The organism is Rhizobium sp. 05N49 (assembly GCF_056396805.1).
Genome location: NZ_JBFTME010000025.1, coordinates 23540 through 38438, shown reverse-complemented (window position 1 = coordinate 38438; position 14899 = coordinate 23540). Strand labels below are relative to the sequence as shown.

Sequence of the window (14899 nt, the reverse complement as noted above, 5' to 3'; positions counted from 1 at the left end):
TTCCTGCCACACGCCCTCGCCTGTCCGCTGGACCGCCTCGAAGAGCGGCCCGATCGCGTCCCATATTTCCGGCCACACCTCGCGACCCGGGCGTCCCATCGCCCACGGGTGTTTTTCGCCCGGAATGTCGCTCCAGGCATCGTTATAGAGAAGCGCAAGCTCTGGGCCCCAGTAGATGGCGATCGGGAAATTCGTACCGAGACAGATGCTGATGGCCGATCTGAGGCTCTGGGGCCACTCCTGCGGCAGGCCAAACGGCGTATGTTGCCAGTCAATCTGCCTCATCAGGGCGCCTGCAGTACCGCCACCGAAGAACATGTCGAAATCGAGACCCTGGTTTGAAGTGGTATCGGTGTCATTGGTGGTATTGGCGTCAGTCACGGTCACCTCTAACGGCAGAACTCAATGCYTTCCTACCAAGACGGCGGAAAGACATAGCGCCCATAACTAGATGACCGCTCAAACAGGACAAGGGGATATGCCTAACCAAGACTTACCCGTTGCAGAGCAGATACAGCGCGGCATCCGTCGAGCTGGAAAACTCAATAAAATTCCCGGGCCGAACTCGCTTACGCGCGACGATCCCCCGCCTGCGCAACGACCTCAACGAAGTTTTTTCTCCGCTTTCCGTCTTTGCCAGACTCCCAGGCGGTATTTACCTTGCCCAGTTCGAGAGGCCGGATGACGGCGGTTAACCATGCGGGGGCCCGTTCCGGCCGTCATCTACCTGGAACGCGGAAGGCTGCGCGCATCCGCCCCGCCTTTTGTCGCCGGCACTGCGCCCTGCCGCGTTCGAACGATAGAGCGCCATCAGCATCGCAGCGAGCGAAAACTCACCGCGCGCCGCCTTGCCAGTCAGGTCGCGGAGGTAACCGCCGGGCGAAGTGATATGGGCTGCCCGCTCCAGGATACAGGCCATCGCAACGGCTGCATTTTCAGGCCCCATGATCTCGCAGGCACGCTGATAGGCCGACGGGCTGACCCCTAGCATGGAGCGCACGATGATGCCGGCCGCCATAATTTCCCGCCAGCTGCCGATACTTCCCCCTCCTCCTGGAGCGTAGTCGGAAATGGTCGGGCAGGCCTGCAGCACCAATTCAAGCGGGAAGACTTTCATCGGCTTGGCGGATGGCCTCATATCGGTTGGGTTTGGCCCCTCCTCCCTTTCGCAAGCGGGTTCAAGTTCACGGCTGGATTCGGTATATGAATTCTGTAGGTGGCGGTCAAAACGGACAGCATTGCCATCCGGCTTCCCGGAATTTCCTTTCAAATCCAGCTGGTTGAGTATTTCCTCACGCAGCATTTCCATGTTCTCAAGTATCGGTTCGAGATCGGCAAGGAGCGGCGTGCGCGGAATGCGGGCAAGAAGGGCGCGAAACCGGCTCTCGATCAGCGCCCAGTCCCCGTGAACCCCCTCCTGGACCGCCATGCAGATCAGCTTGCGGATGTCGCGCCGGCAAAGCGACAGGTTCTCCCTGGCGATCTGAAACCTCCGCCGCTCGGCGGCGACCGACTGGGCAAGCTCCGCCAGTTCCTCGGCACGCGACAGAAGCGGCGCCAATGAGAAACCAAAGGCCTGTTCGAGTTTGCCTGTCCGGCTGCGTCTTGCGTAGCGCTTGCCGTTCGGGCTGTCCTTGCGCACGATCAGACCGGCCTCGACAAGCGCTGCCAGGTGACGGCGGAGTGTCGTGCCGGCGATCCCGTGGGCCCTGACGCTGAGTTGAAGGTTGGAGGGAAAAACCACGAGCCCGCCCTCTTGCGTCAGTTCGTTGCACGGCAGGAAGGTCAACAATGCATCGAGCACGGTCAGGGCACGGTCGGGAATGCCGATCGTCGACCGCGCCTGGCAGACGTCGCGAAACACCTTCCATTTGTCTATCGATTTGCCCTCTTTGATCGAGGACGTCTCAAGCTGCCCTTTCACCAGGGCAAGCGTCATCGGCCGCCGCCCGAAAGGCGTCGTGATCCTATGGGTCTGCATTTTCCTTCACCTTCTGTCAGGCAAAAGAAAACCGTCCACCAAAACGGTGCCAAACTGTCTTGACTGTGATTCGAGGAAGTGCGATTCTCGGGCTGCTAGACTTCGAGAGAGGCTTCCACGACGGCGACGTTTAGGGGGCCTTTTTCTTTTGCGGTTCAGTCTCCTTTGTTTCCCTCGTCCCCGGCCAGGAATTGCTCATAGAGCGCATCCAGTCGGCTGGAGAGGAATTCACCGAAACGGCTGGCATTTTTTGCCTTCATCGACATCGAAAATACCTTGCCGCTATTCTTGATCTCGGCCTGAACGGCCCGGTCGCGCGGCTGCCAGCTCGCCTTTCCGGCTGCCGGCTCGACTTTGCGGACCGGCCTCGCCGATCTGTTGAGAGCGCCATAAAGACGCGAGAATCGCTCATCCGACGGCAGCTCTTCGAAACCCGCAGAGTTCACGACCTCGGAAACCCTTGCGCCATTCGACGCCTTGCCGACGAGCAGCGACAGCTCGATCCAGCGCTCGCGTCCGACGCCTGGTGCGGCACCCAGTTTCTGAATCGTCACTGCCGGAATGCGTTCGGTCACCGTCATCATCTTTGAGATGGAAGCCGCGTTAGCGGCGAGCGCCGCCGCAATCACGTCGCGGTCGTATCCGAGGTCTTCCAGGCGCCGTGCAAACAGGGCCCGCTCGATGAAGGTGAGATTGGCGCGAGCGGAATTTTCCTGTCCCTGCGCGATCACGTGGGTGCGGTCGTCGATCTGCTTTACGACCGCCTTGATCTTCAACCCGAGATCGCGGGCAGCTCTGAGACGCCGATGGCCGAAAACGACCTGATAACGGCCGTCGACAGACGGGTGGGGACGAACGAGAATGGGGCTGTCCTGTCCGCGGGCGCGGATCGCTTCCTTGAGCTCCTCGAATTCCGCTTCGTCGCCGAGGACACGGTCCTGAACGAAGGAGGCATCGACCTGATCAGGATCCAGCTCGACGATGACCTGGCCTTCCAGATACTTGTTGGCCTGTTGCGCCAGATCGTCGAGCGAGCGGACCATGGACTTGCCGGCGCCACGCATCGGATAGGACGGGCTCGTCGCCGGATCGCTCGGAAGATCGGCCAATCCCGTCAGCAGGCCTTTTCGCGCCATCTCACGGCCTCCACTTGATGGTTAGAGAATTGAATTTCCGATGGAAAAGTCGATTTTTGTCGGCTGACAACTTCAACGCCCCCATGATTGGTGGATCAAAGCGGCGATTTCGCCATTGACGGCGTCGAGCGAGTCGAGCGCGCGGTCATAGGTTGCGCGGTTCATGGTAGCGCGGTCGACCTCGTAAAGCGTCTGCTTGGTGATGCCCGCATCGGAGACTGCCGTCGACTTCAGCATCTCGTTCTTCAGCATGAACTCGTGAAACATGGTCCGCATGAAGGCGACCATCTGCGCCTGCGGCACGTCGCCTGGTTCATAACGCGTGATCAGGTAGCGATACCAGGACAGATTGACCTCTGCGCCGGCGTTGCGGATAGGCTTCAGGATGCCGCCCAGCATCAGGAGGAACTGACCCATCGACATGACGTCGAGCATCTGCGGATGGATGGTGATCAAAACGCTTGTCGCTGCCGTCAGCGCCGTCAGCGTCAGATAACCGAGCTGCGGCGGGCAATCGATGACGACGACATCATAGCGATCGTCTACGTCTGCGAGCGCCCGCGACAGACGGGTGAAGAAAGTCTTGCCCTCGTTGGACGACTTGTCCGCCATCGCCAGCGGCGTGTCGTATTCATATTCCTGCAAATCGAGATTGGCCGGCACGATGTCGAGGCCTGGAAAATTCGTGGCACGAATAAGATCCGACAGAGGCTTCCTGTCGCCGTCGTAGCGAATGGCCTCATAGAGCGAGGAGGCCTGATCGAACTCCGGCTGGAAGCCGTGCAGGGACGACAGCGACGCCTGCGGGTCAAGGTCGACGGCAAGGACGCGGTGGCCGGTCAGCGCAAGGTACTGGCCAAGGTGGGCTGCGGTCGTCGTCTTGCCGGAACCGCCCTTGAAGTTGACCACAGCGATGACCTGCAGCTTCTCGCCCGGCCGGCGATGGGGAACATACATGCGGCTTTCCGAACGCCCATGCGCATCGAGATGCTGTCGCAGCTCAAGCATCTGCTCGGCGCTATAGGAACGGCGGCCGGAGGACGAGGTTCTGGGGGAGGGGCCTTTGCCCTCCAGGTGCAACTTCTTCAGCGTGCTCTGGGAGACGCCGACATAGGAGGCGACCTCGGCAAGCGAAAAACTGCGCAGGGTCTTCTGGGCGTTCGGCGGAAATCGCTGCACGCTCAAAAGGTGTAGCTTCTGCGAAATCAGATCACCCTGTTCGAGGATCTGATCCTCGAAACTGACAGGCCGATTCGCGGAAGGCATCGAATTAGCGTTCATGGCAATCGATCTTCCAGATAACGATTTTAGGGCTGAAATCCCCCCATAACCGTTATTATCTCCGATTTCGTTCAGCCAGCAAGGAGTTTAAGGTTGACAGAGTTTTAACCGGGCTGCCGAAACAGCCGGATGGGTCGATCCGTCTCTGCGGAAATCATGTGATTTCTTAGACACTTAGCCTGGGGGCGCAATCAGGCGCGTGGCAATTTCTAGCCCCCCTTATCGGCCGGGCCTTCGAGGCTGAAAATCAGCGTTTGTCGCCGACCGTTTCCGAAAACTGTGCGACTCAGTGCCCCCCGCATCCGGGGGTCTGACAAGTCGCCTGCTTCATGCTCACCATAGCGCATCTGAATTCGGCGCGGAGGACGACCATGTTTGTAAAGGCGATTGGACCTGCGGATAGAGCATCGCACGCTTCTCTTCTCGACGGCATGTTCCGTCTGAGGGCGCGCGTTTTCGGCGGCCGGCTCGCATGGCGCGTCTCGGTCGAGGAGGGGAGGGAGCGCGACCGTTTCGATGCGTTCGATCCCCATTACATCATCGTCGTCGGCGACGATGGCGAGGCGATCGCCTCAGCGCGGCTGCTTGCCGCCTCGGGACCGACCATGTTGGCAGATGTCTTTTCGGTACTGCTTGCTGGCAATCCCTTCATGGCCCATCCCGACATGGTGGAAAGCTCGCGCTTCTGCGTCGACACGCAGGCGGAGGCTGCAAAGCGCGGATCGTCCGGCTTGAACGAGGCGACGCTCTTCCTGTTTGCCGGAATTCTCGAATGGTGCCTTGCAAACGGCAAGACAGAGATCGCAACGGTGACCGACGTCAGGTTCGAACGCATCCTGAAACGCGTGTCCTGGCCGCTGCGGCGCTATGGCGAGCCCCGTTTGATCTGCGAGGTCAGGAGCGTGGCGGGATGCCTGCAGGTTTCGCGGGAGCTTTTCCAAGCCATACGCCCGCCCGCCTACCGCTCGAACCTTTCGCACAGGTTTTGCAGTGCCGCCTGAGGGGGACGACATGAACGCCCTTTCTTTACCCCGGCTCGTGCGCAAGCTGGAGGAGGCTCTCGGCCCGCCGCTCATGACGGCGCTCTCAGACCCGTCGGTCATCGAGATCATGCTCAATTCGGATGGTCACCTGTTCATCGAACGCGTCGGGGCCGGCATCGTTCATGCCGGCAGGATGGCCGAAGGGCCGGCCGAGATCGTGATCGGGGCCGTCGCTCACGTCCTCGACACGCAGGTCGATCGCGCTCACCCCATCATTTCCGGGGAGCTGCCGATCGGCGGCCATCGGTTCGAAGGCCTGCTGCCGCCCATCGTTTCGGCACCTTCTTTCTCGATCCGCCGGCACGCCGGACGGCTGATTGCGCTCGACGACTATGTGGCCTCCGGCATCATGAAGGAATGCCAGGCGGAGATCTTGCGCCGGGCCGTGCGCGCGCGGCTGAACGTCGTCGTCTCGGGCGGTGCCGGGTCTGGCAAGACGACGCTGTCGAACGCAATCTTGACTGAAATCGCCGCTCAATGCCCGCAGGAGCGGCTTGTCATGCTCGAAGATACACGCGAGCTGCGCTCTTCATCGGCCAATGTCCTGTCGTTGCGAACGAGCGATCACGTCGACATGGCGCAGCTGCTTAAAAGCACCCTGCGGCTGCGGCCCGACCGCATCATCGTCGGCGAAGTGCGCGACGGCGCGGCACTTACGCTTCTGAAGGCCTGGAATACCGGTCATCCGGGCGGCGTCACCACCCTTCACGCCAACAATGCGCGCTCGGCACTCCAGCGCCTCGAGCAACTGACCGGCGAGGCCAGTCGTCAACCAATGCGGGAGGTTATCGGGCAGGCGGTTGATCTCATCGTCTCGATCGAACGCACGAGCGCCGGACGACGCATTGAAAATCTCCTTCATGTGAAGGGGTTTTCGAACGGCAGCTATCATCTCCAATCCGAAACGGAGGAACCTCATGCAGCCTAGTTATCATGTCGGGCTCGCCTGCCTCGTCGTTCTGGCAGGCATCAGCCTTTGCAACCCGGTCCTTGCAAGCAGCGGCGGCGGTCTTCCATGGGAAGCGCCGCTCGAACAGATCCAGGAATCGATCACCGGCCCGGTTGCAGGGTTCATCGCGCTTGCCGCGGTTGCGGTTGCCGGCGGCATGCTGATCTTCGGCGGCGAACTCAACGATTTCGCACGACGCCTCATGTATCTGGTTCTCGTCGCCGGCGTCCTGCTTGGCGCCACCCAGATCGTTGCCCTTTTCAACGCTACGGGCGCCTCGGTCGGACTGTCGATGTCGATCGATCAGAAAGCAGCGGAGAGGGGAGGGGAGCGCTCATGACCGCCACAGTCCCTGCACTTGACGTCAATCGCATTCATCGTGCGCTGTCGCGGCCAAACCTGCTGATGAGTGCTGACCGCGAGCTCGTCCTCATGACCGGACTTGCGGCCATCATCCTTATCTTCGTCGTTCTGACGGTCTACTCGGCCATTATCGGCGTTGCGATCTGGGTTACGATCGTCGGTATGCTGCGCCGAATGGCGAAGGCCGATCCCTTGATGCGCAAGGTCTATCTGCGCCATCTTCGCTACCGCGCCTATTACCGCGCAACCTCCACGCCGTGGCGAAGGAGCTGAGGGGCCATGGTAGCGCTTCGCTCTTTCCGCCACGCTGGACCATCCTTTGCCGATCTCGTCCCCTATGCCGGTCTTGTCGCAGACGGCGTCCTCCTGTTGAAGGATGGCTCATTGATGGCCGGCTGGTATTTCGCCGGTCCGGATTGCGAAAGTTCGACCGAGACCGAGCGCAACGAGATTGCGCGCCAGATCAACCAGGTGCTGGCACGGCTCGGCTCCGGATGGATGATCCAGGTCGAGGCCATTCGCCTGCCGACGGACGATTATGCACCCGCCGGCCGCTCGCATTTTCCCGATCGGGTGACGCGGGCGATCGATGAGGAGCGGCGACGCCATTTCGAAGCCGAACGCGGTCATTTCGAAAGCCATCACGCCATCATCCTGACCTACAGGCCGCCCGAGCCCCGCCGCTCGACGCTGAGCCGATACATCTATTCCGACGCTGCCAGCCGCAAGCAGAACCATGCCGACATCGCCCTTGCCAGTTTCCAGACGACGGCCCGAGAGATCGAGCAATATCTTTCGATCACATTGTCGATCCGCAGGATGAAGACGCAAAGCGCGTCGAACGACAGCCGTGATGGCGCCCGATATGACGATCTCCTGCAGTTCATCAGGTTCTGCATCACCGGCGACAATCACCCGGTCCGCCTTCCGGACGTGCCCATGTACCTCGACTGCATCGTGACGGGAGAACTGCAGCACGGTCTGACGCCGAAGATCGACAATCGCTACATCGCGATCGTGGCGATCGACGGGCTGCCGGCGGAAAGTTCGCCGGGCATCCTCAACAGTCTCGACCTGATGGGACTATCCTATCGCTGGTCCTCTCGCTTCATCTTCCTTGACGCCGGCGAGGCGAGGGATCGTCTGGAGCGCACCAGAAAGAAATGGCAGCAGAAGGTCAGGCCGTTCTTCGACCAGCTGTTCCAGACGCAGAGCCGGTCCATCGATCAGGACGCGCTGTCGATGGTGGCGGAGACGGAAGAGGCAATTGCCGAGGCTGCCTCCGAGCTTGTCGCCTACGGCTACTACACGCCGGTCATCGTGCTCTTCGACGATCATGTCGAGAGGCTTGAAAACAAGGCCGAGGGCGTTCGCCGCGTGATCCAGGGCGAAGGCTTCGGCGCCCGGATCGAAACGCTGAACGCCACCGACGCCTATCTCGGCAGTCTGCCCGGCAACTGGTATTGCAATGTTCGCGAGCCGTTGATCACGACGCGCAATCTTTCCGACCTCGTGCCGTTGAATTCGGTCTGGACGGGCGATCAGAACGCACCTTGTCCCTTCTACGACAAGGACGCGCCAGCCTTGATGCAGGTTGCCTCCGGCTCGACGCCGTTTCGCCTCAACCTGCATGTCGATGACGTCGGACATACCCTGATCTTCGGACCGACCGGGTCCGGAAAATCGACGTTGCTCGCTCTGATCGGCGCCCAGTTCCTGCGCTACAGGCAGGCGCAGCTCTTCGTCTTCGACAAGGGCGGCTCGATGATGCCGCTCACGCTTGCGGCAGGCGGCGATCATTATGAGATCGGCAGCCATGGGGACGTCAGGACGCCAGGTTTTTGCCCGCTGGAGACGCTTTCGAATGAGTCCGACCGCGCCTGGGCCTGCGGCTGGATCGAAATGCTGGTCGGCCTGCAGGGTCTTGCCGTCACCCCGGACCATCGCAACGCCATTGCCCGCCAAATCGGGCTGATGGCCCGCGCACCTGGCCGGTCGCTGTCGGACTTCGTCAGCGGCGTGCAGATGCGCGACATCAAGGAGGCGCTTTACCACTTCACCGTCGATGGTCCGCTCGGACAGCTTCTCGATGCCGAGAGCGACGGGCTGAGGCTCGGGCATTTCCAGACCTTCGAGATCGAAGAGCTGATGGCAATGGGCGAACGCACGCTGCTTCCCGTCCTGACCTATCTCTTCCGGCGCATCGAAACGCGGCTGACCGGAGCCCCGAGCCTGATCATTCTCGACGAGGCCTGGCTGATGCTCGGCCACCCGACCTTTCGCGAGAAGATCCGCGAGTGGCTGAAGGTGCTGCGCAAGGCCAATTGCGCCGTCGTGCTTGCGACCCAGTCGATCTCGGACGCAGAAAGATCGGGCATTGTCGACGTCCTGAAGGAAAGCTGCCAGACGAAGATCTGCCTGCCGAACGGTTCGGCGCGCGAGCACGGAACGCGCCAATTCTACGAGCGGATCGGCTTTAACGAGCGCCAGCTGGAGATCGTCGCAACGGCAATCCCCAAACGCGACTATTACGTCGTCTCGCCCGAGGGCCGGCGCCTCTTTGACATGGCCCTCGGCCCCTTGGCGCTCTCCTTCGTCGGCGCTTCCGGCAAGGACGATCTGAAGCGGATCCGCGCCTTGGCCGAAGAGCATGGCAGCGCCTGGCCGTCGATCTGGCTCAAGGAAAGAGGGATATCAGATGTCACGATCTAGAAACCGACTGGCCATCGTCCTTTCAATCCTTCTTGCCGCCGGCAGGCCACTTCCGGTCGCGGCAGGGGCTGCGACCGGAGCTGCGACCGAATTCACGCAGCTTGCCAACAACGGAGAGCTCATCAAGCTGCTCGAAAGCTCAGGCGTTCAGGTCGACAACCAGCTGACGCAGATCACCCAGCTTGCCGAACAGATCGAAAACCAGCTGAGGATCTATCAGAACATGCTGCAGAACACGGCCCTCTTGCCTGCCCATGTCTGGGGCGAGGTCGAGAGCGACCTCAATCAGCTGCGAGGGATCGTTACGGACGGCCAGGGCGTTGCCTTCTCCATGGCCAATGCCGACGATGTCCTGCGGCAGCGTTTCCCGAGCTTTGCAAGCCTGAAGACGAGGATTGCAGATGAAGACAGCTTCTCGACCAGCTACCAGGCCTGGTCTGACACAAATCGGGACACGATCGCCGCTTCCCTTCGCGCCGCCAGCCTCACGGCCTCGCAGTTCGATAGCGAGGAAGCGACCATGGCAACGCTTCGCGCGCTGTCTGAAAGCGCAGACGGTCAGGTGAAGGCGCTTCAGGTCGGCCACGACATCGCCGCCCAGCAGGTCGCCCAGATGCAGAAGCTGCGCGGGCTCGTCTCCCAGCAGATGACGATGATGGGAACCTGGCTTCAGACCAACCAGACCGACAGGGATCTGGCGCAGGCGCGTCGCGAGCTCTTCTTCCGCGGCACCGTTCCGCCCTTGAGTGGCGGCCGGACCATGGAGCCGCGCTGGTGAGCCGCCCATCTTCTCTCGTAACGCCTGCCATGACGGGGCCTGCCGTTGCGGCAATGGTAATCTTGGTGCTTCTCGTCGTTCCGGCTCATGCCCAGGAAGGCGCCCTGATCACCACCTTGCAGGACGAGATCGCCAGGGCGGCGCAGGGTTGGGAGCAGACGGTCCTGAACGCGGCGCGATCGCTCTTCTGGATCCTCGCCTCGATCGAGATCGGCCTTGCGGCGATCTGGCTCGCGCTGCAGGCGCCGTCGCTGCAGGAATGGTTCGCAGAACTCGTGCGGCGCATCATGTTCGTCGGCTTTTTCGCGCTCCTTCTCGATCAGGGGCCGGCCTTTGCCAGAGCCGTCGTCGACAGTCTCTTCCAGATCGGCGCGTCGGGCGGCGATGCCTCGCCGGCCGATATTTTCAATGCAGGGCTCGCTGTCGCAGCCAAGATGGCGGAAAAGATTCGCTTTGGCCTCTTCGAGGACAATGTGTGGGCGATTGCGGTCGCCTTCGCGGTGATCGTCGTCGTCATCGCCTTTTCGCTCGTCGCGGCGATCTTCGTATCGATCATGGCGGAGATGTATATCGGGCTACTGGCCGGCATGATCATGCTCGGGCTCGGCGGGTCATCCTTCACCAAGGATTTCGCCATCCGCTATCTGGTCTACGCCTTCAGCGTCGGCATGAAGCTGATGGCGCTGGTGATGATCGCTCGCATCGGATCGGAGGTGCTGATCGGGCTTGCCGGCAGCCCGGAGATCGGTGAGCAGTTCCAGACGCTGCTTGCCATAGCCGGCATTGCCGTCGTTGTCTTCGTCATCGCGATCTATGTGCCGAACATCATCCAGGGCGTCATCCAGGGCGTCTCGGTCGGAAGCGGAATGGAGGTGATGCGTCACGGCGGCCAGGCTGCCTCCTTTGGCATGGGCGCCTTATTCCTGATGATCGGCGGCGCTGTAAAGGGGGCGGAGGCGGCCGGATCCGCACGGGCCCAAGGCGCATCGATCAGCGAAGCCGCCATGCGCGGCCTGACGGAAGGCATAGGCGCCGCCGGGTCCGCCACGGTTTCGGCCATGAAGGACAAGGCGATCGGAGCCCCTAGCGCGCATGCAAGTTCCCTGCTTGGTCTGGCCAATGCCAAACTGGACCAGTCAAGGCCAGGGGCGGGCAGGCCGTCTTCGTCGTCGCTCCGGTCGGGCCAATCGAAATGAGGATTTCGCCATGACGCCAGGCTCTCCGGAAAATCCTTACCTCGCCGCGCGCAACGAGTGGAACGAGCGGTATGGATCATATGTGCGGGCGGCAGCAGCCTGGCGCATCGTCGCCATGCTTGCGCTTCTTCTTGCAATCGTCGGGGTGGGCTATGCCTTGTTCCTCAGCACGCAGGTCAAGCTTGTTCCGTATATTGTCGAGGTCGACAGATTGGGCACGCCGGTTTCGGCGGGCTTTCCCGAACATATCGAATATGCCGACGCCCGTGTGGTGCGCGCCGCGCTCGGTGGTTTCGTCACCAGCTTTCGTTCGGTCACGCCCGACGCGGTCGTTCAAAAGCAATATATCGACCGGACCTATGCGCTGCTGCGCACCGCCGATCCGTCGACCGAGAAAGTCAATGCCTGGTTTCGCGGCAATTCCCCTTTCGAGAAGGCGAAGGCCGCCACTATTGCCGTCGAGGTGAACAATATCGTCGCGCTGTCGAACCAGTCCTACCAGATCGACTGGACGGAGTTCGAACGCGACCGGCGCGGCAAGGAAACCGGCACGCGGCGTTTTCGCGCGATTGCCACGGTGACGATCACCGCCCCCCAGGATGAGGCAACGATCAGGCTCAATCCGATCGGGCTTTATCTCAAGGATCTCGACTGGACCGCACAGCTATAGAACGAGGACACGCCATGAGACACGTGACATATCGAGCGGTCGCCGGTTGCTGCGCGATGCTCGCAACGCTCGCCTCCACAAGGATCGCGCCGGCCCAGTCGATGAGCGACAACGAGGCGAAGGCGACGCGCCTGTCTTCGCAATGGCGCGACGGCGCCGGCCTCGTCACCAGGGGGGCCGACGGAAAGGTCATCTTTCTTTACGGCCAAAGCCAGCCCTTTGTCGTCTGCTCGCCTCTGCAGGTGTGCGACATCGAGCTCGAGGCCGGGGAGGTGGTGCGTGACGTGCTTGTCGGCGACACGGTCAGATGGAAGGTCGAGCCGGCAACCTCGGGGCCAGTCGGTGGCCAGGCAATCCATCTGATCGTCAAACCGGCAGAAGCCGGCCTGTCGACATCTATGGTGGTGACGACGTCGCGGCGAACCTATCATATCCAGCTGAAGTCCCATTCGAGCCGCTACATGGCCCGCGTCGGCTTTTCTTATTCGCAGGACGTCACCGAAAAACTCGCCGAGGCAAACGCGCGCCTTGACTTCAGGGGAGCGCCCGGCACGGCAACGCCTCCCGACCAGCTCGACTTTTCCTATTCGGTAAGCGGCAGCGCGGCCTGGAAGCCGACACGCGTCTATTCGGATGGCCTGAAAACCTACATCCAGTTTCCTCGCTCTGTGGCCGGAGAGGATGCACCCGTCCTCTTCATCGTGTCGGAGGGCAAGAACCGTATCGTCAACTATCGCATGACAAGGAACATGATGGTGGTCGACTACAATGTCGATCGCGCCGTGCTCGTCTCGGGTGTCGGGTGGCGACGCCAGAAGATCACGATCCGCCGGAGCAGCTGAGATGGGCCGCCTTGTTCTTCTTATCCTTTATTGCGCCTACCTCTGCGGCTGCCAGACGTCGACTGCGGGAGGCAGTGCCGACGCGCCAGCTGCATCGCTGCCGGCCGATGTCGCCGCCTTGGTCGCAAGCGACATGGCGAGCCGCCTGAGCGAACAGCTTCCCCGATCGTCCGGCCCTCTGAAGCTTGCAGATGAGGCATCTGATTTTGCCATTGCGCTTGCAACATCTCTCAAGACATCGGGCTATCGGATCGCAAGCGGCACGCTACCGCAGCCACAGACAATCGCGCTCGCCTATCGTCTTGATCGATCGGGCTCAGAGCTTCTCGCAAGTCTTTCGACGCCGCGGCTGCGGCTTGCCCGGCTCTATCTCGTCTCAGGGTCTCAGGCCACGCCGGCAAGCCCACTCTCCGTGATGATACTGCAATAGGAGGCCTCGCATGGCCCAGTCGCTGCAACTTGGAAGCCCGCAAAGCCAACAGGCGCAGGCCATGCGTCGTCTCAACAGGTTGCCGATCCTGATCGCGATCGGCCTGCTGGTCCTGTTTTCTGCGGTGATCATTTTCGGTCTCTCCGGGCGCGGATTTCCCTTCAGGCAATCCGCGCCGGTCACGGGCGCCGGTCTTCCGGCATCGACCTATGGCGACCAGCTGAAGCGCGGCATTGAGAACGGCATCATCGGTGAGGCTCAGCCGGTCGGTCCGTTCGAGCCGAATGTCGCCGGCGACCCGACACCGGCGCGCGAAACCTTGTCCAGCCGGACTCCCGAGCAGTTAGGCCTTGCCAACTCTGCGCCGCAGGCGCTGCCGGAGGTCGATTTCGAAACCCGGCTCGCCAGAGAAGGGCGCGAACGGTATCTGCGTGAACTGCAGCGCCGCGGGATGGCGCGCCTGCAGGCTGCCGACGCCGCATTGGATTCGCCGCTTCAGGTCGACATCAGTCACGCCGAGGCCCGTGACGCGCCAGCCGATAACTCTGCCCCACCAGGCGAAGGCGTCAAGACAGGGCCGCTCGATCTTTATCAGGCCGCGCTGCAGGCCGGGTCCCTCACACAGAACGCCGATCCGAACGGGCAGGTCTTGAAGGAGGATTTTTTCAACAAGGACATTAAGGAGCTCGGCTATCTGCCAAACAGGGTCGTGCCGCAGATATCGCCCTTCGAACTCAAACGCGGTTCGGTCATACCGGCGACCTTGATCTCGGGCATCAATTCCGACCTTCCTGGACGCATCATCGCTCAGGTCAGCCAGAACGTCTACGACAGCACGACCGGCTACCGGCTCTTGATCCCCCAAGGGGCCAGGCTTTTCGGGCGTTATGATTCAAAGGTCGCCTTCGGCCAGGCACGCGTGCTGGTCGTCTGGACCGATCTGATCTTACCAAACGGYCAGACGCTGCAGATTGGCGGGATGGCAGGTTCGGATCCGGAGGGCTATGGCGGCTTTCGCGACCGCGTCAACAATCACACGATCCGCACGTTCACCGCGGCCGCTCTCATCGCTCTGATCGGCACCGGCATCGATGCCTCCATGCCGGAAAGCTCGACCAGGGCGACCCAGGACACGGCCTCGGACGCGGCAAGGCGTAATTTTGCCGAAAGCTTCGGTCGCGTGGCGGAGCGGACGATCGACAGGAACCTCAACGTGCAGCCAACCCTGGAAATTCGCCCCGGCTACAGGTTCAATGTCCTGGTCGACCAGGACATCATCTTCCCCGGAGCCTATGTCGAGCGCGACGGAGGGGTGAGCAGATGACACTCGATGTCCAGCTCTGACCTCTAGTTTGTCTTCGAGATGAATGGCGTCCAGCCAAACCTCATACACGAAAGGCACTGCGAGGCGATCGCAAGCGGCTGGCCGTTTTCTGGTCAGACCAACGCGAGAAGGTCGTTGATACTGGCTTCTGGCGATTGGCCGAATATAAGGCGTCTGGCAGGCGTTCCCCGGCG

Annotated in this window: 14 protein-coding genes; 11 read left to right on the top strand and 3 right to left on the bottom strand. The window is 61.5% G+C overall.

The window, feature by feature from the left end; genetic code table 11:
• Nucleotides 1–691: 691 nt before the first annotated feature.
• From repC to repA, 3 genes are all read right to left on the bottom strand, one after another.
• The gene (repC, locus tag AC1DF8_RS31565; RefSeq protein ID WP_478156548.1) at nucleotides 692–1981 is read right to left on the bottom strand and encodes a plasmid replication protein RepC; all 1290 of its coding nucleotides are present in this window, start codon (nucleotides 1979–1981) and stop codon (nucleotides 692–694) included.
• A gap of 155 nt (nucleotides 1982–2136) precedes the next feature.
• Nucleotides 2137–3117: a plasmid partitioning protein RepB gene (gene repB / locus AC1DF8_RS31560; protein ID WP_113207799.1), complete on the bottom strand. Its 981-nt coding sequence runs from the start codon at nucleotides 3115–3117 to the stop codon at nucleotides 2137–2139.
• A gap of 72 nt (nucleotides 3118–3189) precedes the next feature.
• The gene (gene repA / locus AC1DF8_RS31555; RefSeq protein ID WP_112543673.1) at nucleotides 3190–4398 is read right to left on the bottom strand and encodes a plasmid partitioning protein RepA; all 1209 of its coding nucleotides are present in this window, start codon (nucleotides 4396–4398) and stop codon (nucleotides 3190–3192) included.
• 371 nt (nucleotides 4399–4769) lie between these two features.
• Between repA and traI the strand changes: the two genes are divergently transcribed.
• From traI to trbI, 11 genes are read left to right on the top strand one after another with little or no spacing between them, the layout of a single operon-like run.
• Nucleotides 4770–5399, top strand: a complete 630-nt coding sequence (gene traI / locus AC1DF8_RS31550) for an acyl-homoserine-lactone synthase (protein ID WP_113207800.1) — start codon at nucleotides 4770–4772, stop codon at nucleotides 5397–5399.
• A gap of 10 nt (nucleotides 5400–5409) precedes the next feature.
• Nucleotides 5410–6369: a P-type conjugative transfer ATPase TrbB gene (gene trbB, locus AC1DF8_RS31545; protein ID WP_113207801.1), complete on the top strand. Its 960-nt coding sequence runs from the start codon at nucleotides 5410–5412 to the stop codon at nucleotides 6367–6369.
• A complete protein-coding gene (locus tag AC1DF8_RS31540) occupies nucleotides 6359–6730 on the top strand; it encodes a TrbC/VirB2 family protein (protein WP_478156544.1) in 372 nt (123 codons plus the stop codon). The genes trbB and AC1DF8_RS31540 overlap by 11 nt, the downstream gene beginning before the upstream one ends.
• Nucleotides 6727–7026 (top strand): conjugal transfer protein TrbD, encoded by a 300-nt coding sequence (locus AC1DF8_RS31535; RefSeq protein ID WP_113207803.1) that lies wholly within the window; start codon nucleotides 6727–6729, stop codon nucleotides 7024–7026. The genes AC1DF8_RS31540 and AC1DF8_RS31535 overlap by 4 nt, the downstream gene beginning before the upstream one ends.
• A 6-nt stretch (nucleotides 7027–7032) precedes the next feature.
• Nucleotides 7033–9465, top strand: coding sequence for a conjugal transfer protein TrbE (locus AC1DF8_RS31530; protein ID WP_113207804.1), 2433 nt, complete (start codon nucleotides 7033–7035; stop codon nucleotides 9463–9465).
• Nucleotides 9452–10243 carry a P-type conjugative transfer protein TrbJ gene (trbJ, locus tag AC1DF8_RS31525; protein WP_113207805.1) on the top strand — a complete coding sequence of 264 codons (792 nt, stop codon included), beginning with the start codon at nucleotides 9452–9454 and terminating at the stop codon, nucleotides 10241–10243. The genes AC1DF8_RS31530 and trbJ overlap by 14 nt, the downstream gene beginning before the upstream one ends.
• Nucleotides 10244–10272: 29 nt before the next feature.
• Nucleotides 10273–11439, top strand: a complete 1167-nt coding sequence (gene trbL / locus AC1DF8_RS31520) for a P-type conjugative transfer protein TrbL (protein ID WP_478156599.1) — start codon at nucleotides 10273–10275, stop codon at nucleotides 11437–11439.
• Nucleotides 11440–11449: 10 nt separating this feature from the next.
• On the top strand, nucleotides 11450–12109 hold the full coding sequence (locus AC1DF8_RS31515) for a conjugal transfer protein TrbF (RefSeq protein ID WP_113207807.1): 660 nt from the start codon (nucleotides 11450–11452) through the stop codon (nucleotides 12107–12109).
• Nucleotides 12110–12123: 14 nt separating this feature from the next.
• Nucleotides 12124–12951: a P-type conjugative transfer protein TrbG gene (trbG, locus tag AC1DF8_RS31510; protein WP_113207808.1), complete on the top strand. Its 828-nt coding sequence runs from the start codon at nucleotides 12124–12126 to the stop codon at nucleotides 12949–12951.
• 1 nt (nucleotide 12952) lies between these two features.
• Nucleotides 12953–13381 (top strand): hypothetical protein, encoded by a 429-nt coding sequence (locus AC1DF8_RS31505; protein ID WP_162735836.1) that lies wholly within the window; start codon nucleotides 12953–12955, stop codon nucleotides 13379–13381.
• A gap of 10 nt (nucleotides 13382–13391) precedes the next feature.
• Nucleotides 13392–14705 (top strand): IncP-type conjugal transfer protein TrbI, encoded by a 1314-nt coding sequence (trbI, locus tag AC1DF8_RS31500; protein WP_113207810.1) that lies wholly within the window; start codon nucleotides 13392–13394, stop codon nucleotides 14703–14705.
• The last annotated feature ends 194 nt before the right edge of the window (nucleotides 14706–14899 follow it).

Excerpts from the sequence above, each read along its gene's own strand:
- AC1DF8_RS31530 (WP_113207804.1), top strand. The coding sequence starts at position 7,033 with ATGGTAGCGCTTCGCTCTTTCCGCCACGCTGGACCATCCTTTGCCGAT.
- AC1DF8_RS31535 (WP_113207803.1), top strand. The coding sequence starts at position 6,727 with ATGACCGCCACAGTCCCTGCACTTGACGTCAATCGCATTCATCGTGCG.
- trbG (WP_113207808.1), top strand. The coding sequence starts at position 12,124 with ATGAGACACGTGACATATCGAGCGGTCGCCGGTTGCTGCGCGATGCTC.
- repB (WP_113207799.1), bottom strand. The coding sequence starts at position 3,117 with ATGGCGCGAAAAGGCCTGCTGACGGGATTGGCCGATCTTCCGAGCGAT.
- repC (WP_478156548.1), bottom strand. The coding sequence starts at position 1,981 with ATGCAGACCCATAGGATCACGACGCCTTTCGGGCGGCGGCCGATGACG.
- trbJ (WP_113207805.1), top strand. The coding sequence starts at position 9,452 with ATGTCACGATCTAGAAACCGACTGGCCATCGTCCTTTCAATCCTTCTT.
- trbB (WP_113207801.1), top strand. The coding sequence starts at position 5,410 with ATGAACGCCCTTTCTTTACCCCGGCTCGTGCGCAAGCTGGAGGAGGCT.
- AC1DF8_RS31540 (WP_478156544.1), top strand. The coding sequence starts at position 6,359 with ATGCAGCCTAGTTATCATGTCGGGCTCGCCTGCCTCGTCGTTCTGGCA.
- AC1DF8_RS31515 (WP_113207807.1), top strand. The coding sequence starts at position 11,450 with ATGACGCCAGGCTCTCCGGAAAATCCTTACCTCGCCGCGCGCAACGAG.
- AC1DF8_RS31505 (WP_162735836.1), top strand. The coding sequence starts at position 12,953 with ATGGGCCGCCTTGTTCTTCTTATCCTTTATTGCGCCTACCTCTGCGGC.
- repA (WP_112543673.1), bottom strand. The coding sequence starts at position 4,398 with ATGAACGCTAATTCGATGCCTTCCGCGAATCGGCCTGTCAGTTTCGAG.
- trbL (WP_478156599.1), top strand. The coding sequence starts at position 10,273 with ATGACGGGGCCTGCCGTTGCGGCAATGGTAATCTTGGTGCTTCTCGTC.
- traI (WP_113207800.1), top strand. The coding sequence starts at position 4,770 with ATGTTTGTAAAGGCGATTGGACCTGCGGATAGAGCATCGCACGCTTCT.